The sequence below is a fragment of the Streptomyces dryopteridis genome (assembly GCF_049606955.1).
Taxonomy (GTDB): domain Bacteria; phylum Actinomycetota; class Actinomycetes; order Streptomycetales; family Streptomycetaceae; genus Streptomyces.
This window is the reverse complement of the sequence record NZ_CP187114.1, coordinates 1647923-1666123: the sequence shown is the minus strand read 5'-3', so window position 1 is coordinate 1666123 and position 18201 is coordinate 1647923. Positions and strand designations below refer to the sequence as shown.

The 18201-nt window shown below is 75.2% G+C and carries 18 protein-coding genes; 12 read left to right on the top strand and 6 right to left on the bottom strand.

Annotated elements, in window-relative coordinates:
- Positions 1 to 335: 335 nt before the first annotated feature.
- Genes ACN20G_RS34045 through mtnB form a run of 3 tightly spaced genes read left to right on the top strand, consistent with a single transcriptional unit; the run spans position 336 to position 2268 of the window.
- Entirely contained in the window at positions 336 to 920 is a 585-nt protein-coding gene (locus ACN20G_RS34045; protein ID WP_424217113.1) for a 1,2-dihydroxy-3-keto-5-methylthiopentene dioxygenase, read from the top strand.
- Positions 917 to 1642 (top strand): acireductone synthase, encoded by a 726-nt coding sequence (mtnC, locus tag ACN20G_RS34040; protein ID WP_424217112.1) that lies wholly within the window; start codon positions 917 to 919, stop codon positions 1640 to 1642. The genes ACN20G_RS34045 and mtnC overlap by 4 nt, the downstream gene beginning before the upstream one ends.
- Complete coding sequence (gene mtnB / locus ACN20G_RS34035) at positions 1639 to 2268, top strand: methylthioribulose 1-phosphate dehydratase (protein ID WP_424217111.1); 630 nt, start codon at positions 1639 to 1641, stop codon at positions 2266 to 2268. The genes mtnC and mtnB overlap by 4 nt, the downstream gene beginning before the upstream one ends.
- A gap of 106 nt (positions 2269 to 2374) precedes the next feature.
- Here the strand turns inward: mtnB and mtnA are convergent, their stop codons facing one another.
- Positions 2375 to 3415, bottom strand: coding sequence for an S-methyl-5-thioribose-1-phosphate isomerase (gene mtnA, locus ACN20G_RS34030; RefSeq protein ID WP_424217110.1), 1041 nt, complete (start codon positions 3413 to 3415; stop codon positions 2375 to 2377).
- 363 nt (positions 3416 to 3778) lie between these two features.
- On the opposite strand from mtnA, the gene ACN20G_RS34025 reads away from it, so the two are divergent.
- The 7 genes from ACN20G_RS34025 (at position 3779) to ACN20G_RS33995 (ending at position 10546) form a co-directional block, all read left to right on the top strand.
- Entirely contained in the window at positions 3779 to 4837 is a 1059-nt protein-coding gene (locus ACN20G_RS34025; protein ID WP_424217109.1) for a BMP family ABC transporter substrate-binding protein, read from the top strand.
- Complete coding sequence (locus ACN20G_RS34020; protein ID WP_424217108.1) at positions 4818 to 6428, top strand: ABC transporter ATP-binding protein; 1611 nt, start codon at positions 4818 to 4820, stop codon at positions 6426 to 6428. The genes ACN20G_RS34025 and ACN20G_RS34020 overlap by 20 nt, the downstream gene beginning before the upstream one ends.
- 1 nt (position 6429) lies before the next feature.
- Positions 6430 to 7536 carry an ABC transporter permease gene (locus ACN20G_RS34015; RefSeq protein ID WP_424217107.1) on the top strand — a complete coding sequence of 369 codons (1107 nt, stop codon included), beginning with the start codon at positions 6430 to 6432 and terminating at the stop codon, positions 7534 to 7536.
- Positions 7536 to 8393: an ABC transporter permease gene (locus tag ACN20G_RS34010; RefSeq protein ID WP_424217106.1), complete on the top strand. Its 858-nt coding sequence runs from the start codon at positions 7536 to 7538 to the stop codon at positions 8391 to 8393. The genes ACN20G_RS34015 and ACN20G_RS34010 overlap by 1 nt, the downstream gene beginning before the upstream one ends.
- Positions 8390 to 9151, top strand: coding sequence for a purine-nucleoside phosphorylase (locus ACN20G_RS34005; RefSeq protein WP_424217105.1), 762 nt, complete (start codon positions 8390 to 8392; stop codon positions 9149 to 9151). Before ACN20G_RS34010 ends, ACN20G_RS34005 begins: the two co-directional genes overlap by 4 nt.
- On the top strand, positions 9148 to 9759 hold the full coding sequence (locus ACN20G_RS34000) for a sulfite oxidase-like oxidoreductase (protein ID WP_424217104.1): 612 nt from the start codon (positions 9148 to 9150) through the stop codon (positions 9757 to 9759). The genes ACN20G_RS34005 and ACN20G_RS34000 overlap by 4 nt, the downstream gene beginning before the upstream one ends.
- Positions 9760 to 9841: 82 nt before the next feature.
- Positions 9842 to 10546 (top strand): ferredoxin reductase, encoded by a 705-nt coding sequence (locus ACN20G_RS33995; RefSeq protein ID WP_424217103.1) that lies wholly within the window; start codon positions 9842 to 9844, stop codon positions 10544 to 10546.
- Positions 10547 to 10563: 17 nt separating this feature from the next.
- Here ACN20G_RS33995 and ACN20G_RS33990 read toward each other — a convergent pair whose 3' ends face one another.
- Genes ACN20G_RS33990 through ACN20G_RS33975 form a run of 4 tightly spaced genes read right to left on the bottom strand, consistent with a single transcriptional unit; the run spans position 10564 to position 14290 of the window.
- The gene (locus ACN20G_RS33990; RefSeq protein WP_424217102.1) at positions 10564 to 12144 is read right to left on the bottom strand and encodes a sensor histidine kinase; all 1581 of its coding nucleotides are present in this window, start codon (positions 12142 to 12144) and stop codon (positions 10564 to 10566) included.
- Positions 12134 to 12841 (bottom strand): response regulator transcription factor, encoded by a 708-nt coding sequence (locus ACN20G_RS33985; RefSeq protein WP_424217101.1) that lies wholly within the window; start codon positions 12839 to 12841, stop codon positions 12134 to 12136. Before ACN20G_RS33985 ends, ACN20G_RS33990 begins: the two co-directional genes overlap by 11 nt.
- Positions 12842 to 12888: 47 nt before the next feature.
- A complete protein-coding gene (locus ACN20G_RS33980; RefSeq protein ID WP_424217100.1) occupies positions 12889 to 13734 on the bottom strand; it encodes an SGNH/GDSL hydrolase family protein in 846 nt (281 codons plus the stop codon).
- Positions 13721 to 14290, bottom strand: coding sequence for a PadR family transcriptional regulator (locus tag ACN20G_RS33975; protein ID WP_424217099.1), 570 nt, complete (start codon positions 14288 to 14290; stop codon positions 13721 to 13723). The genes ACN20G_RS33980 and ACN20G_RS33975 overlap by 14 nt, the downstream gene beginning before the upstream one ends.
- 117 nt (positions 14291 to 14407) lie before the next feature.
- Here ACN20G_RS33975 and ACN20G_RS33970 point away from each other — a divergent pair, with 117 nt between their 5' ends.
- The gene (locus tag ACN20G_RS33970; protein ID WP_424217098.1) at positions 14408 to 14836 is read left to right on the top strand and encodes a nuclear transport factor 2 family protein; all 429 of its coding nucleotides are present in this window, start codon (positions 14408 to 14410) and stop codon (positions 14834 to 14836) included.
- A 1010-nt stretch (positions 14837 to 15846) separates the two neighbouring features.
- The gene (locus tag ACN20G_RS33965; RefSeq protein ID WP_424217097.1) at positions 15847 to 17397 is read left to right on the top strand and encodes a DUF4041 domain-containing protein; all 1551 of its coding nucleotides are present in this window, start codon (positions 15847 to 15849) and stop codon (positions 17395 to 17397) included.
- Between the two features lie 81 nt (positions 17398 to 17478).
- On the opposite strand, the gene ACN20G_RS33960 is transcribed toward ACN20G_RS33965, so the two are convergent.
- Positions 17479 to 18081 (bottom strand): lytic polysaccharide monooxygenase auxiliary activity family 9 protein, encoded by a 603-nt coding sequence (locus ACN20G_RS33960; protein WP_424217096.1) that lies wholly within the window; start codon positions 18079 to 18081, stop codon positions 17479 to 17481.
- Between the last annotated feature and the right edge of the window lie 120 nt (positions 18082 to 18201).

Here is an 18201-nt window from a genome sequence, read left to right as displayed (position 1 = left end):
GCGGGCGGGGGGTTTTCTCGGCACGTGAGACGTCCCGTATCCCGCGTGCCGTCCGCGCCCGTCCGGGGCTACGATCCGATGAACGAAAATCAGCCTCGGGACAGTGGGGAGCGACGTGACGCCGAACCGCGGTACGTGCGCCGCCCCGGGCTGTACCGACGCGGCGTGTCGCGGCTGAAGCCGCCCGCCGCCGCCCGGCGCCCCGTGCGTCGCCGTCCCCGCGTGGCCCCGGCCCCCGAGGCGGCGCGCGTCGCGTCCGGCGGCCCGCCCCTCCCCCGGCGCCCGCCGCGCCCCCGCGGCTCCTTCCATCCGCCTTCTTCCGCACTGGAGTTCCCATGACCCTGTTGACCACGTGGCCGGAATCCGGACCCGAGACCCTGGTGCGGCGCACCTCCGACCCCGTCGAGATCGCGGCGGCGCTGGCCCCGCTCGGGGTGCGCTACGAGCAGTGGCCGATCCGGCCCGAGGTGCCCTTCGACGCGGACTCCGAGACGGTGTTCGCGGCGTACGCGCCCGAGATCGAGAAGCTGAACGCGCAGGAGGGCTTCTCCACCGTCGACGTGCTGGGCCTGCACCCCAGTGAGGACCCGGAGTTCCCTGCGAAGGCGAAGGCCGCGCGGGAGAGGTTCCTCCAGGAGCACACCCATGACGACGACGACGAGATCCGCTTCTTCGTCTCCGGCGCCGGCATCTTCTACCTGCACGTGAACGGCGAGGTGCACGCGGTGCTGTGCGAGCAGGGCGACCTGCTGGGCGTGCCGCGCGGCACGACGCACTGGTTCGACATGGGCACGAACCCGTCGTTCACGGCGATCCGCTTCTTCCACGAGGAGGACGGCTGGATCGGGAACTTCACCGGGGACCGCATCTCGGACCGCTTCCCCGACTTCGACACGATCAGCGCGGGACACCGGGCGTGAGCACGGTCGTGGCCGAGGTGGACGCCGTGGTCCTCGACATCGAGGGCACCACGAGCGCCACCGGTTTCGTGGTCGACGTGCTGTACCCGTACTCGCGGGCCCGGTTCGGGGCCCTGCTCGCCGAGCGGGGCGAGGAGCCGGAGGTGGCGCGGGCGATCCGTCAGGTCCGCGAGGAGATCGGGGAGCCGGCGGCGGACGTGGCCCGGGTCGAGGAGGCGCTGCACGCGTGGCTCGACGAGGACCGCAAGGCCACCGCGCTCAAGACGCTCCAGGGCGTCCTGTGGTCGGAGGGCTTCGCGCGCGGGGACCTCGTCTCGCACTTCTACCCGGACGTGCTGCCGGCGCTGCGGCGCTGGCACGCGGCGGGCATCGCCCTGCACGTGTACTCCTCGGGTTCGGCGGCCGCGCAGCGCGCGTGGTTCGCGCACACCCCGGAGGGCGATCTGCTGCCGTTGGTGGGCGGGTTGTACGACACGGAGAACGCGGGGCCCAAGCAGGAGCCGGCCTCCTACCGTCGGATCGCGGCGGCGACGGGCGTGCCGGCCGGGCGGATCCTGTTCCTCTCCGACCGGCCGGGCGAGCTGGACGCCGCCCGGGCCGCCGGATGGCGCACCGTCGGGGTCCGCCGGCCCGGGGAGCCGTATTACGAGCAGGGCGTCGGCGACCACCCGGAGGCGGGGGCGTTCGACGCGATCGAGATCGAACCAGGGAGCGCACTGTGACCGTCATCGACGCGGCGGGGACCGCCGGCATCGACCGTGCGGAGGTGGAGGCGGCCGGGGCGGTGCTCGCGGCCGAGTCGGCGCGGTTCGCGTCCTTCGGGTGGATGCGGGGGACCTCCGGGAACCTCTCCAGCGTCCTGTCCCGGGACCCGCTGCGCCTGGCGGTGACGGCCAGCGGCCACGACAAGGGCGAACTGCGCGCCGGTGACGTGGTGTTGGTCGACGCCAAGGGTGCCTCGCTGGACGGTGGCCGGCCGTCGGCGGAGGCCGAGCTGCACGCGCGGGTCGCGGCCCTGACCGGGGCGGGCGCCGTGGTGCACGTGCACACGGTGGCCTCGGTGGCGATGGGTCGGCGGGAGCCGGGCGGCATCGTCTTCAAGGACCTGGAGATGCTCAAGGGGGTCGGTCAGCCCGCGCACGGCGTGGAGGTGACCCTGCCGGTGATCGCCAACAGCCAGGACATGCGCGAGCTGGGCGACCGGCTGGAGGCGGCGCGTGATCCGCGGATGCCGGCGGTGGTGGTGGCCGGGCACGGGCTGTACGTGTGGGGCGCGGACCCGCGCCAGGCCCGGCACCACACCGAGGTCGTGGAGTGGCTGCTGGAACTGGCCCTGACGGACCGCTGATCGGGGCGGGCGCGGACCCGCCCGACGGGGAGCGGGGCGGAACGGGGCGTCGGCCCCCGTCCCGCCCCGCTCTCCCGTGCGCGCGGGCGGGCGGGCGGGCGGCCGCTCAGGCGAGGTGCTCGCCGGGGAGTTCGCCCGCCGAGACCTCCAGCACCCCGCGTTCGGTGACCAGGGCGGTGACGAGCCGGCCCGGGGTCACGTCGAAGGCCGGGTTGTGGCCGCGGGAGGCGGCGGGCGCGGTGCGGACCCCGCCCCACTCCAGGACCTCGGCGCCGTCGCGCATCTCGATGTGGATGGCGTCGCCACCGGCGGTGGCCAGGTCCACGGTGCTGGTGGGCGCGGCCACGAGGAAGGGGATGCCGGCGTCGGCGCAGGCCAGGGCGACGCCCACGGTGCCCACCTTGTTGGCGGTGTCGCCGTTGGCGGCGATCCGGTCGGCGCCGACGATCGCCGCGTCCACCTCGCCGCGCAGGATGGTGCCGGCGGCGGCGCCGTCGGCCTGCACGAAGTGGGCGATGCCCTCCTGGTCGAGTTCCCAGGCGGTCAGGCGCGCGCCCTGGAGCAGCGGGCGGGTCTCGTCGGCGTAGACGACCTCCACGAGGCCGCGGGCGTGCAGTTCGCGGATCACGCCGAGGGCGGTGCCCCAGCCGGCGGTGGCGAGGGCGCCGGTGTTGCAGTGGGTCAGGATCCGCAGCGGGCGGTCCACGCCCACCTTCTTGATCAGCCAGTCAGCGCCGTGCGCGCCCATGGCGTGGTTGGCCTCGACGTCCTCGCGCTGCACGGCGAGGGCCTCGGCGAGGACCGCGTCCACGCCCTCGTCGAGGCGGGCCAGGACCCGGTCGACGCTGACCATGAGGTTGACGGCCGTGGGGCGGGCCGCACGGATCCGGGCGATCTCGGCGCGCAGCCGTTCGGCGTCCCAGCCCTCGCGTTCGCCCTGGAGCAGCGCGAGCGCGACCCCGTACGCGCCGGCCGCCCCGATGGCCGGCGCACCCCGGACGACCAGGCGGCGGATGGCGTCGACGAGGGCGTCGACGTCGCGCACGACGAGGGTGCGGGTGTGCTGCGGCAGGGCGGTCTGGTCGATCAGGGCGAGGGAGTCGCCGGTCCATTCGACGGCGCGCAATTCCTGCGGTTTCTGCGACATGGATGAGTGCTCCTGGATCTCCGGGGAGTGGTCACCCGGACGGGCCTGTTGAGGGTGCGCGTCACCGTACACGACCGCGAAGAACCACAGTTCGAGACGATCGTACGAGTGTGCGGGTCCCGGTGTTACCCTCCACCTGCTCCACCACACACCGGATGGCCGAACGAAAGTCGAGGAGGGACCGTGCTGCTGACGATGCGCCGCTTCCTCGACCACGGCCGGTGTTCGAGCGACGCCTGTCGCGGCTGACCGCGCCGCCCCGTTCGCTCCACCCCGCTCCGCCCGCTCCCCCGTTCTCCGCCGCGCTCCCCGCGTCCGCGGTCACCTCGCGGCGAATCCCGCGTTTCCCCGGAAGGCACCGCCATGCTCCACAGATCACGCACGTTCCGCCTCGCGGCCCTCGCGGCCGGCGCCGCCCTCGCGGTCACCGGCTGCAACGCGGCCGCCGCGAAGAAGGACCCGGCCGGCGCGGACACGGCCGGCAAGAAGGCGTTCACGCTGGTCACCCCCGACCCGGTGGGGCAGAACGAGTTCCTCAAGCTCGCCGTCACCGGCATCGAGTCGGCGGCCAAGGCGCAGGGCGGCACCTCCAAGGTCTTCCAGAGCTCCGACGTGTCCTCCCAGCAGCAGAACCTCAAGGCCGCCGTGGACGCCGCCCCCGAGGTGGTCGTGCTGGTCGGCTTCGAGTTCGCCGACGCCGTGGCCCAGCAGGCCGGGACCCACCCCAAGCAGCAATTCCTGATGGTCGACGCCTGCACCGCCAAGCCGCTGCCGAACGTGAGCTGCGCGGTGTTCCGCGAGCACGAGGGGGTCTTCCTCGCGGGCGCGGAGGCCGGACTGCTCAGCGCGAGCGGCAAGGTCGGCGCCGTGGACGTGCTCGACACCCCGCAGTTCCGCCGCTACAGCGACCCCTTCGCGGCCGGCGCCAAGCACGCGGCGAAGGACCCCGCCAAGGTCGTCGCGACCACCCGTTTCGTCGGCGGCCAGTCCCCCTTCGACGACTCGGCGCGCGCCAAGGAGCAGGCCGGTTCGCTGATCGCCGACGGCACCGACCACATCATGGCCGCGGCCGCCGCCGGCAACTACGGCGTGTTCGAGGCCGCGAAGGCCAAGGGCGCGTTCGCGTACGGCGTCGACGTCAACCAGTGCCCGACCGCCGCCGGCACCGTCGTCGACAACGTGGTCAAGCGCACGGACGTCGCCGTGGACAAGGGCGTCGCCGGGATCCTCGCCGGCAACGCGGGCAAGACCGTCTCCTACGGTCTGAAGGAGGGCGGCATCACCCTCACCGGCCTCGGCGAGAACCTCGCGTCCACCCAGTGCGTGATCGCGAAGCACCCCGACGTCGTCGAGCGGATCAAGGCGCTCCGCGACGAGATCGTGGCCGGGAAGCTGAAGGTCGATGACCCCGCCGCCGTCTGATCCCACCCCCGGCGCCACCCCCGGCGGGCCCGCCGTGGAACTCCGCGGCATCACCAAGGAGTTCCCCGGCACCCTCGCCAACGACCGCGTGGACCTCACGGTCCGGCGCGGCGAGATCCACGCCCTCATGGGCGAGAACGGCGCCGGCAAGTCGACCCTCATGTCGATCCTGTACGGCATGCTCCGCCCCGACGCCGGCACGGTCCGCGTCGACGGCCGCGAGGTCGCCTTCGCGAACCCGGGCGAGGCCATGGCCGCCGGACTGGGCATGGTGCACCAGAGCTTCAAGCTGTTCGACTCGCTGACCGTCGCCGAGAACGTGGTCTACCGGGCCGAACCGCGCCGCTTCGGGTTCGTCGACCGGGCCGCCGCACGCCGCCGGGTCGCCGAACTCGCCGCCCTGCACGGCCTGCCCGTGGACCCCGACGCCCGCATCGCGGACCTGCCGGTGGGCGTGCGCCAGCGCGTCGAGATCCTCAAACTGCTGTACCGGGGCGCCCGCACCCTCGTGCTGGACGAGCCGACGGCCGTCCTGACCCCCGCCGAGGCCGACGCCCTGTTCGCGGTCCTGCGCCGGCTCGCCGACGAGGGCCACGCCGTGGTCCTCGTGACGCACAAGCTCCGCGAGGTCATGGAGGGCTGCGACCGGGTGACGGTGCTGCGCGACGGCCGGGTCGTGGCCCGGATGCGCACGGCCGACACCACGGCGGAGGAGATCGCCGCCGCGATGACCGGCCGCGCCGTCGAACTCGACCGGATCCACCCGGCCGGCCGGCCCGGCCCGGCGGTCCTCACGGTCTCCGGGCTCTCGGCCGCCGGCGTCCACGACGTGGACCTGACCGTGCGCGCCGGCGAGATCGTCGGCATCGCGGGGGTCGCGGGCAACGGACAGAGCGAACTCATCGAGACCCTCGCCGGATTGCGGCCCGTCACCGCCGGCCGGATCGACCTCGCCGGCCGGGACCTCACCCGGGCCTCCACCGCCCGCCGGCGCCGCGCCGGCCTGGCCTGGGTGCCCGAGGACCGGCACGCCGTGGGCACCGCGCCCGCCGCGTCCGTCGCCGAGAACCTCGCCATGGGCCACCACCGCACCACCCTGGGCCGCCGGGGACTGCTGCCGCCCAAGGCGGTCCGGGCGCACGCCCGGGAACTGATCGAACGCTTCGGCGTCAAGGCCGCCTCCCCGGCCGTCGCCGCCCGCTCGCTGTCCGGCGGCAACCTGCAAAAGCTCCTCATCGGCCGCGAACTCGCCCACGGCGCCCCACTGCTGCTGGTGGAACAGCCGACGCGGGGCGTGGACGTGGGCGCCGTGCGCACCATCCACGACCACCTCGTGGACTACCGGGACGCGGGGCACGCGGTGCTGCTGGTGTCGGCGGAACTGAGCGAGATCCGGGGCCTGGCCGACCGGGTCCTGGTCATGTTCGAGGGCCGGATCGTGGCCGAGTACACCAAGGACGAGGCTCACGAACGGGTCCTGGGCCTCGCGATGGCCGGCGCCCCACCCACCCCCGAACCCAAGCCCGAACCCGAGCCCGTGCCCACCCGAGAGCCCGTACCACCCGCACCACCCGCTTCCGAGGAGGCGTGACATGACCACCATCCGCGTCCTCACGGCCCGCGCCCTGGGCTCCCCCCTGTTCCTCTCCGTGCTCGCCGCCCTCGTCGTCGGCGCCCTGTTCCTGGTCGGTACCGGCGCCGACCCGCTGGGCGCCTACGCCGCCGTCCTCACCGGCTCCCTCGGGGCCGACGGCATCGGCGCCACCCTCACCACCGGCACGAGCGTCCTCGGCATGGCCCTGGCCCTGGCGATCCCGCTCCGCGCCGGCCTGGTCAACCTGGGCGGCGACGGGCAGCTCGTGCTCGGCGGGATCACCGCCGCCGTCGTCGGCCTGTACAGCCCGCTGCCCGCGCCGCTCACCACCGTCCTCGCGATCCTCGCCGGGATGGCGGCGGGCGCCCTGTACGCGGCGCTCGCCGCCGTCTGCGAGATCCGCTTCGGGGTGCCGCTGCTGGTCAGCAGCCTGCTGCTGTCCTACCCGGCGACCTCGTTCGCCTCCTGGCTGGCCCGCTATCCGCTGAAGGAACCGGGATCGAGCCTGCCGCAGACCCGGCCGCTGCCCGAGGGCGTGGCCCTGCCCGCGTTCGGGGCCTCCACGGTCACCGTCGGCCTCGTCCTCGTGGCCCTCGCCGCCGTCGCCTACCACCTGGTCGACCGCCGCACCGCGGTCGGATACGAGATCCGGATGACCGGGCTCGGCCCCCGCTTCACGGCCGCCTCCGGCGTGGCCCCCGGGCCCCGAACCCTGGGACTGCTCGGCGTCTCGGGCGCGCTCGCCGGTCTCGTCGGCGCCATCGGGGTGCTCTCCTTCCCCTACCGCTTCCTCGACGGCGCGCTGACCGCCCCCGGCTACACCTGGACCGGGCTGACGGCCGCGCTGCTGGCCGCCGCCGCCCCTGCGGGCACGGCCCTGGCCGCGTTCTTCTTCGCCGTCCTCCAGGTCGGCGGACTGTCCATGGAGCGGACCACGGAGGTCCCGCGCGAGCTGACGCAGGTGCTCCAGGCCGTCGTGATCGTGTTCCTCGCCGCCCGACTGCGCGTGCCCCTGCGCGGCAGACGGCGCCCCGCGCCCACCACCCCGGAGCCCGAGACCCCGGGCTCCCCGACCGCACCCCCGCAGAAGGTCCGGGCCCGCTGATGTCCCTCGACTCCGATCTGGTCCTCTCCGCGCTCCGCGCGCTGACCCCGATCCTGCTGGCCGCCCTCGGCGGCGCCCTGTGCGAACGCGCCGGCGTGTTCAACATCGGCCTCGAAGGCATGATGCTCATGGGCTGCTTCACCGCCGTGGCCACCTCCTGGTTCACCGGCAGCCCCTGGCTCGGCGTGCTCACGGCGGCCCTCGCGGGTGGCGCGTACTCGCTGATCCTCGCGGTCGGCGCCGTCACCATGAAGGGCGACGCCGTGGTCCTGGGCGTCGCCATGAACCTGCTGGCCGTCGGCCTCACCGCGTTCCTGCTGCGCACCGTCTTCGGCGTGCAGGGCACCTTCGACGACCCGAACCTCGCCGGACTGCCCGAGATCGCCGGATTCTCCCCGCTGGCCTGGCTGGCCTGGGCCGCCGTCGGCGTCGCCGCCCTCCTGCTGTCCCGCCACGTGTGGGGGCTGCGGCTGCGCGGCGTCGGCGAGGCCCCGGACAGCGCCGCCACCCTCGGCGTGAACCCGACGCGGTACAAATACGCCGCCGTCCTCGCCTCCGGCGTGCTGTGCGGGGTCGCCGGCGCGCAGCTCTCGCTGGGCAACGTCACCCTGTTCTCCGAGAACATGACGGCCGGCCGCGGCTGGATCGCCGTCGTGGCCGTCATGCTGGGCCGCGCCCTCCCGCTCGGCGTACTGCTCGCGGCCCTCCTCTTCGGCCTCGCCGAGGCCACCGGATTCCGCCTCCAGGGCCTGGGCCTGCCCCAACAGGCCACGGACGCGGCCCCCTACCTCGTCACCCTGATCGCCCTCTTCCTCACCACGGCCAAGCGCCGACGCACCACGGGAGCCCCCGCATGACCACCACCGCGCCCGACCTCCTGCCCGTCACCCGCATCCCCCGCACCGGACTGCCGGCGCACGCCCTCGTGGTCGGCGACCCGGCCCGCGCCGCCGCCGTCGCCGAACTCCTCGACGGGGCCCGGGAGGTGTCCTCGCACCGCGAGTACCGGGTGTTCACCGGGGAGTGGCGCGGCCTGCCGGTCCTCGTGGCCTCCCACGGGGTCGGCGGACCGGGCGCCATCCTGCTCTTCCAGGAACTCGCCGACGCCGGCGTACGGGACGTGATCCGCTTCGGGACGGCCGGCGCCATGCGCACCGGGATCGCCGACGGGGACCTGGTGGTCGCGGAGGCCGCCGTCCGCGACGACGGGGTGACCCAGCAGCTCGTGCCCGCCGAGTACCCGGCGGTGGCCGCGCCCGAGGCCGTGCTCGCCCTGGCCCGCGCGGCCCGCGAGGCCGAGGCCCCGCACCACCGGGGCATCGTGTGGACCCGGGCCGCGTTCCAGCCCGGCCTGATCCCGCTGACCTCCTACGCCGGCGCCGGGCTCGCCGCGATCGAGATGGAGCTGTCGGCCCTGTACGTGACGGCCTCGCTGCGCGGGCTGCGCGCGGGCGGGGTCCTCGTCGTGGACGGCGCCAACGCCGACGAACTCGTGGACGCCGAGGCAACCGGCGGCTACGACCCGCACCGCGAGGTCGTGGCCCGGGGCGTGGCCCGGGGCAGCGCGGTGGCCCTGGAGGCCCTGCGGATCCTGGCCGGGGACGGGCCGCGATGAGCGCCCTGGTCACCCGGGGCTTCGTCGGCCGCTCCCGCACCCGCAACCCGGGACTGCCGCCGGGCCAGTACGACGCCCGCTCGGACTGGCCGGTGCTCTCGGCGGAGGTCACCCCCGACCTGCCCACCGAGGACTGGACCTTCCGGATCGACGGGCTGGTCAGCGAGGCCCGCACCTGGACCTGGGAGGAGGTGCGGGAACTGCCCGGCTCCACCTGGGAGGGCGACATCCACTGCGTGACGACCTGGTCGAAGTTCGGGGTGCGCTTCGGCGGGGTGTCCCTGGACGTGTTCCTCGACGCGGTGCGCCCCGACCCCTCGGCCACGCACGCGGTGGCGTACGCGCACACCGGCTACACCACGAACCTGCCGTTGGCGGACCTGCGGGGCGGCCGGGCCTGGCTGGCCCTGACCGCCCAGGACGCGCCGCTGACCCCGGAACACGGGGGTCCGGCGCGCTTGTTGGTGCCGCACCTGTACTTCTGGAAGAGCGCGAAGTGGCTCGCCGGGATCCGGCTGCTGGACCACGACGAGCCGGGCTTCTGGGAACGCAACGGCTATCACGCGCGGGGCAACCCGTGGGAGGAGCAGCGCTATGCCGGCGACTGAGGCTTCGGGGTCCGGGGTCGGGGTCGGGGCCGCGTCGGGTCCCGCGTCCGGGTCCGGTCCCGCGTCCGGTTCCGTTTTCGCGGTGCCGGAGCGGATCGCGGTGAGCAACCGGGCCGCCGCCCAATGGCGGCGCGCGGTGCTGGTCGGGATCCGGCGCGAGACCCCCCGCGTGTCCACGTTCCGCTTCGCCGTGCCCGACCGGCAGGAGCACCTGCCCGGGCAGCACCTGATGCTGCGGCTGACCGCCGAGGACGGCTACACGGCGCAGCGGCACTACTCGATCGCCTCTCCGCCCGAGGACGCCGGTCACCTGGAGCTGACCCTGGACCACGTGGCGGGCGGGGAGGTCTCCGGGCACCTGCACACGGTGGCCCGGGTCGGCGACGAGTTCGAGGTGCGGGGCCCACTGAGCGGTTTCTTCGCCTGGCCCGGGGACCGGCCGGCGCTGCTGCTGGGGGCGGGCACCGGGGTGGTGCCGCTGATGTCGATGCTGCGGCACCGGCGGGTGCGCGGGCTCGACGTGCCGCTGCGGCTGCTGGTCTCCGCGCGCACCCGGGCGGAGCTGCCGTACGCGGCCGAGTACGGGGCGGAGACCACCGCCGTGCTGACCCGCGAGGGCGAGGGCCGGCGGTTGTCGGCCGATCACCTCGCGTCCTGTTTCGCGGCGGGCGCCCCCGAGTGGGAGGCATACGTGTGCGGCTCGAACGCGTTCGCCGAGCACGCCTCGCGGCTGCTGGTCGCGCTCGGGCAGCCGGTGGACCGGATCCGCATCGAACGCTTCGGCTGACGGCGCCGGGGCTCGCGTCAGCGGGCGGTCGGCAGGCGCAGGGTGAAGGTGGTGCCGGGCGGCGGGTCGGCGGGGTGAGCGGTGAGCGTGCCGTGGTGGCGGTGGGCGAGGTCGCGGGCGATGGCCAGGCCGAGCCCGCTGCCGCCGGCGTCGCGGGTGCGGGCCTCGTCGAGCCGGGTGAACCGTTCGAAGACCCGCTCGCACTCCTCGGGGGTCAGCGCGGTGCCGTCGTTGCGCACGCTGACCGAGGTCTCCGGGCCGTCCACGACGACCGTGAGCACCACGGCGGTGCGGGCGTGCCGGACGGCGTTGTCGAGGAGGTTGCGCAACAGCCGGTGCAGGCCGATCCCGTCCCCGCGCACGGGCGCCTGCTCGGGGGCGGCGGCCACGGTGACGGGGTGCCCGAGGTGCCGGTGTTCGAGGGCGAACTCGCGGGCGAGACCGGCGAGGTCGACCAGGGATTCGGGGCCGGGGCCCTCGGGTCGGGCCAGCAGCAGCAGGTCCTCGGTGAGCTCGTGCAGCCGCCGGGTCGCGGCGAGGGCCTCGGTCAGGGTCTCGTCCCGGCCGGTGCCGGGGTCGGGGTCGGTGCCGGGGTCGGCCGGGTGGTCGAGGGCCGATTCGAGGCGGTAGCGCAGGGCGGCGAGCGGGGAGCGCAGTTCGTGGGCGGCGTCGGCGACGAACCGCCGTTGGCGTTCGACGGCGTCCTCCAGCCGGTCCAGGGTGGCGTTCGTGGTGAGGGCGAGGGCCCGGATCGGGTCCCGGCCCTCGGGGACGGGCACCCGGCGGTCGAGGGCGGTGTCGGTGATCTCGGCGACCTCCCGGCGGATCGCCTCCACCGGGCGCAGGGAGCGGCGGGCGGCGGCCCAGGCGGTGAGGGCGAGGAGCAGGGCGGCGGTGGGCACGCCGATCGCGAGGGGGCGGATGAGAGCGCCGGCCGCGTACTCGGCCACGTAGGGCGGGACGAGGACGTAGAGGGTGGAGCGGCAGGAGCCGTCGGCCTCGGTGGGGTGGGCGCAGTGGTTCGCGGGGGTGTGCAGGGGCAGGACGACGGCGGTGACGGTGCGGTGCGCGAGGTAGTGGGCCTCGGCGTGCACGATCGCGCCCTCGACCTCGGGCAGTCCGCCGGTGACGGGCCGCAGGCCGCCGTCGGGGAGGTGGAAGCGGGCGGCGCCGGTCTCGTCGACGGCGCCGAGGCGCACCTCGGCGGTCAGGGGTTGACCGACGGCGCGGCCGGCGGGTGGTCCGGGGGTGGGGGCGGGCAGCAGTTCCGGGAGGTCGGCGAGGTCGAGGGCGCCGCCGGCGGCGGTGAGGACGCGGCCGGTTCGGTCGATCTGGACGAAGGGCCCGTCGCCCAGCCCTTGGGGGGTGTTGCGCAGGTCCTGGGTGACCTGTTCGCCCAGGCGCAGGGAGAGTTCCATGGCGCGCTGGACGGACTCCCCGTACACGGCCTCGTACACGTGCGCGCGGAACCACCAGGCGGCGCCGGCGCACAGGACGAGGGCGGCGAGGCCGGCGACGAGCGCGGTGCGGACGGGGGCGGGCAACCGGCGCGCGAACCGCCGGGGGCGGGGCCGGGCGGGTCGGGGCTCAGTGGGCACGGGGGGCCTCGTCGGGGCGCAGCCGGTAGCCGTGGCCCCGGACGGTCTCGATGCTGTGGGTGCCGAAGGGGGCGTCGACCTTCTTGCGCAGCGCGGAGACGTACACCTCCACGATGCCGGTGCCACCGGTGTAGGCCGGATCCCAGACCTCGTCGAGGACGGCCTCCTTGGAGACGGGGCGGTCGGGGGTGTGCAGGAGGCAGGCGAGGATCGCGAACTCCTTGGGGGTGAGGGCGAACTCGACGGCGCCCCGCCCGGCGCGGCGGGCGGCGAGGTCCAGCCACAGGTCGCCGGCGCGGAGCACCGTGCCGTCCTCGGCGGTGCGGGCCCCGCGTCGCAGCAGGGCGCGCAGGCGGGCGAGGAGGACCACGGAGGAGAAGGGTTTGACGAGGTAGTCGTCGGCCCCGGTGTCGAGGCCCTCGGCCTCGTCGTGTTCGCCGTCCATGGCGGTGAGCACGAGCACGGGGGTGGCGAGGCCGGCGGCGCGCGCGGCGGCCAGGACCCGCTGCCCGGGCAGGCCGGGCAGCATGAGGTCCAGCACGATCACGTCGTGCCCGCCGGCCAGGGCGCGCTGGAGCGCGTGCCGGCCGTCGGTGACGAGTTCGACGCGGTAGCCCTCGGCGGTCAGGCCGGCCCGCAGGGCGGGGCCGAGCTGGGGGTCGTCCTCGACGAGCAGGATCTCGTGCGTCGCGTGCATGGGGACAAGGCTCGCACGCGATTCGTCTCGTTTCCTGAAGATCGTCCTCAGGTTCGGGGGGTGCTCCCCGAAGGGGCGGTCCCCGAGGGGGCGGGTCGTGGCGGGAGGAGTTCGGGGCGTTTGGCGGTGCGGCCGTCGCCGGAGGAGCGGCCGCGCAGGCGGCGCCCGATCCAGGGCCCGGCGAACCCGGCGAGCCAGCGCGCTTCGGCGGCCACGGCGCGCAGTCCGGTCGGGGCGGGGGGCGGCGGGTCGGCCAGGGGGCGGGTCCAGGAGTCGTCGCTGCCGGGCAGGCCGAGGGCGTGGGCGACGCCGGCGGCGATCATGGCGTGGCCGCGCGGGGTGGCGTGCAGGCGGTCGGCGCTCCACATGCGGGGGTCGACGGCCGTCTCGTGGCGGGCGAAGTCGGCGACGGCCACACCGTGCCGGTCGGCGGCTCGGCGTATCCGGTCGTTGAGGGCGTGCACGCGGGGCGCGGCGCCCTTGGCCAGGGGCACCAGCCGGGCGATGTCGGGGAAGGTGACGGTGGCGACGCGGGCGCCCCGCGCGGTGAGCGCGGCGAACATGTCCTCCAGGGCGGCGGCGACCTCGTCGGCGTCGAACCTCGGGCGCAGGGCGTCGTTGACGCCGGCGACGACGGTGGCCAGGTCGGGTCGCAGGGCGAGGGCGGGGGCGAGTTGCCCGTCGCGGACCTGGCCGGCGAGGCGCCCCCGGACGGCCAGGTTGGCGTAGCTCATCGCGGGGTCGTGGGCGGCGATCAGTTCGGCGAGGCGGTCGGCGCAGCCGCGCAGGCCGGTGGTGTCGTCGCCGTCGCCGACGCCCTCGGTCTGGCTGTCGCCGAGGGCCACGTAGCGCAGCCCCGACGCCGGGAGCGGCGCTCGTTCATCGGTGGTCACGGGTGGTCCGCCTCTCGTGGAGAACTCTCGTGGCCCGCTCGTACCAGGCCAGGTTGGCCCGTTCGAACTCCAGGCCGCGCAGGCAGGTGAGGTAGGGGCCGATCCGCTCGCCCCGGCGCAGGTACTCGTCCTCGGCGCGTTCGCCGCGCATGCCGAGGAGCAGTGACTCGAAGAGCCGGATCTTGGTCTCGGCGAACTCCGCGCGCTCCGCGAGCCGGTCGATCAGGTGCGCGGTGTCGACGTGGTCGGCGGCCTGCACCTTGACCAGGAGGTCGTCGCGGATGACGGAGGGCCTGGTCTCGGCGGCGGTGAACTTCTCCAGGAGCGCCAGGCCGGGTTCGGTGACGCGGAACACGCGCTTGGTGGGGCGGGTCTCCTGCACCACCTCGCGGCCGGTGATCAGCCCTTCCGCCTCCAGTTTCGCGAGTTCGGCGTAGAGCTGCTGCGGCGAGGCGTGCCAGAAGTTGGCGACGCCGGTGCGGAACGCCTTGGCGAGCTGGTAGCCGCTCAACTCCTCGTCGAGCAGAGCCGCCAGGACGGCGTGGCGCAGTGCCATCGGGTCACCTCCCGGTCGTGGTGCGGGCACGTCTTCTCAGGAACGCGCCGCCATGATAGTCAAGAAAATGACTATTCGCATCGATGACCGTTCACCCGATCCAGCCCAGGAGTCGCCATGAGCACCGCAGACCGCTTCGCCGCCGCCGTCGACGCCGCCGACCTCGACGCCCTGGCGGAACTGTTCACCGAGGACGTCCGCCTCAACAGCCCCGTCACCTCCAAGCCCTTCGAGGGCCGGGAGGCCGTGCTCGCCCTCTTCCGGGTGCTGCTGCGCACGTTCGAGGACTTCCGCTACGTCGGCCGCCTCGCCGGCGAGGTGGGCGCCGCGATCGACGCCGGGGAGACCGACCGGGACCCGGCGGCGGTCCTCGTGTTCCGCACGGCGGTCGGCGGCCGGCCCGTCCACGGCATCGACCTGCTGCACCTGACCGACGACGGCCGGATCGGCGAGATCACCGTGATGCTCCGCCCCCAGCGGGCGGTGGTGGCCGTCGGCGAGGCGGTCCTCGCCGGCCTGACCGCGGACGGCCACGTCACCACCTGACCCCGCACCGGGCAGCCACGCGATACGGCACGGGGCCGGGCCCTTGGCGACTCCCCGAAGGACGTTCGCCCCCGAGGCCCGGACCCGAGCCGGCGCGAGGCCGGCCACAGGGACGGAACGTGCCCTCCAGGCACGCCCGAATCACGAACGACCACGTCACCACCTGACCCCACACCGGACGACCACGCGAAACGGCACGGGACCGGGGCCTTGGCCGGCCCCCGGGGGACGTTCGCCCCCGGGGCCCGGACCCGAGCCGGTGCGAGGCTGAGACAGGGACGGGGCGTGCCCTCCGGGCACGTCGCGGGCCGGCCGACGGCCCTTCCCGGCCGTCACGGACGTCGCGGGCCGACCCTCGGGCCGGCCCGGCCGAGCCGTCCCCCGTCCCACCCGTCGCCCATCCCACCCGTCACCGGCCCCGCCCGGGTCCAGGAGCCCCCACCTCCATGTCCTTCCGCTTCAACCCTCCGCCGACCTGGCCCCCGATCCCGCCCGGCTGGACCCCGCCGCCGGGCTGGACCCCGGACCCCTCGTGGCCGCCGCCCCCGCCCGGCTGGCAGTTCTGGCTGCCCGTGGCCCCGCCCACCCCACCGCACGCACCCCCCGTGCCCACGATCCCGCCCGCACCGCCGGCCGCGATGCACGTGCACACACCGCACGCGCCCACACCACCGGCCGCGCCGCCTGTGCACGCGCCCGCGCAACCGTTCGTGTCACCGGCCGCGCCGCACGTACCCGCGCCCGCGCCCGTGCCCGCTCCGCACGCCGCGCCGCACATGTCCGGCCCCGTGCCCGCACCGCCGACCGCGCCCCCTGTCTCCGCACCCGCGCGACCATTCACGTCACCGGCCACGCCGCACGTACCCGCACCCGCGCCGGTGCCCGCTCCGCACGCCGCGCCGCACGTATCCGGCCCCGTGCCCGCACCGCCGACCGCACCCCCTGTCTCCGCGCCCCCCTCCCGACCGTTCGCGTCGCCGGCCGCGCCGCACGTACCCGCGCCCGCGCCGGTGCCCGCTCCGCACGCCGCGCCGCACATGTCCGGCCCCGTGCCCTCGCCCGCGCCCTCGCTACTGGTCGCGCCGCCCGGCGCCCGGCAGCGGGCGGAGGAGTCGGCGCGGGCCGGGGGCGCGTTGTTCGGCAGGCGCCGGCGGGCCGAGGAGGCCGCGGCGGACGCCGACGCCCGGGCCCGGGACCTGGCCGCCGAACTCGCGGGGCTCCGGGCCGAGGTCCACCGGCTCGGTGGCCTCACCCCCGCCGAGATCACCGCCGAGGCCCAGGCCCGCGACGCGGCCCGCCGACGCGAGGAGGAGCGTCGGGCCGAGGAGGAGACCGCACTCGACCGACGCCTGCGGGAGAAGGTCGACGCGTGTTCGGCTCGCCTCGCCGAACGCACCGCCGAGGCCGAACGACGCGCCGCCGAGGCCGAGTCGCGGGCCGCGCACGTCGAGGGCCGCATCACGGACGCCGACGCCCGCCTCGCCGAGGCAGCCCGTGCCCTGGTCGCCACCCGCGACGAGGTGATGCTCCAGGAGGCCGGGATCTACTCCTACCGGCACCCCCTCCAGGACGCCGTCGCCTACACCGCGCGGCTCGCCGAGCTCCGCGATCACGTCAAGACCCTCACCCGCAACGGCGAGGCCGTGCAGGGGGCCACGGGCTGGACCGTCGACGGGTCCCTCGCCAAGGGCCGCAAGATGGTCCAGGACTTCTCCAAGCTGATGCTGCGCGCCTACAACGCGGAGGCCGACAACGCGGTCCGCTCCATGCGCCCGCACCGCCTCGCCTCCCTGACCGACCGCTTGGAGAAGTCCCGCGAGACCATCGCCAAGCTCGGCGCGACCATGCAGATCCGGATCTCCCCCGCCTACCACCGGCTGCGGCTGCGCGAACTCGAACTCACCGCCGACCACCTCGCCAAGGAGGCCGAGGAGAAGGAGCGGCGGCGCGAGCTGCGGGCGCGGCAGCGGGAGGAGGAGAAGCTCGCGCGGGAGATCGAACGGGAACGCGCCCGCCTGGACAAGGAACGCCGCCACTACGCGAGCGCCCTGGCCCGGCTGGGCGCCGAGGGCGCGGAGGCCGATCCGGCGGCGCGGGCCGAGTTGGAGGCCCGCTTGGCCGAGATCGAGGGTTCCCTGTCGGCGGTCACGGAACGCGAGGCCAACGCGCGGGCCGGGTACGTGTACGTGATCTCCAACATCGGGGCCTTCGGCGACCGCATGGTCAAGATCGGCATGACCCGACGGCTGGAGCCCATGGACCGGGTCCACGAACTGGGCGACGCCTCCGTGCCGTTCCGTTTCGACGTGCACGCGCTGATCTTCAGCGACGACGCCGTCGGGCTGGAGCAGTCCCTGCACCGCGCCTTCGAGGACCGCCGCGTCAACCGCGTGAACCGGCGGCGGGAGTTCTTCCACGTCACCCCGACCGAGGTCCGCGAGGCCCTGCGGGACCTGGCGGGCCAACACCTGCTGGAGTTCCGCGAGGACGCCGAGGCCCCCGAATGGCGCGCGGGCCGCCCGCCCCATGAGCCCGGGCAGGACGGCCCCCCGCCCCCCTGAGCCGACACGGCGGGCGCTCGTCCGCGCGCCGGCGGCACCGGTGTGGGGGCGCCGCGGCAGGGGCCACCGACACCACGGTGCTCAGGCCGCGACGACGCCGCCGAAGTCGAGGTCGACGACCTGGTAGAAGGCGTGCGCGCCGTCGGCTATCTCCCACACGGCCAGCAGCACGTGCCGCCCGGTGCGGTCCGGGAGCGGCACCGTGTGCCGGGTGGGGTCGGCGGGGGTGAGGGCGGGCACGTGGTCCCAGTACGGGTCGAGCATCGACTGCACCACGTGGAAGGGCTCGGGCTCGAACTGCTCGCGGGTCAGCGGCAGATCGGGGTTCCAGTCGCGGCGGGTCACGAAGTAGGCGAACCTGCGGGTCAGATGGGGGGTGGGCAGGCTCCAGGTGACGGGCAGGCCCGTGTCCGGCCGCACCGGGTGCCCCCGCCACGGCGAACCGTCCGGCGCCGTCGTCCCGTCCAGGATCAGCGCCTCGCCGAAGCCGGCGCTGGCGATCCGCCCGTCCCGCAACGGGTCCCCCCGGCCGGGCACGTCGTGCGGGGCCGCCGGGTCGGTGAGGCCGATGTCGGCGGCGGGGAAGAACTTGTTCGCCTCCAGGCTGCCGGCCAGCCACTCCGGCAGGTGCATCGAGGCGCGGGACGCCGGACTGACGACGCGCCCATGTCCGTTGAAGCTCATGATCGCCACACTTCCCTCTGCCGCACCGCGGCCCTGGTCGGTCGGTCTCCGGTCGAGGACGCCTGCCCCGCCCACTTCGCTCCAACCCCGCGCGCGCCCCGGTGATTCCTCGATCGCCGA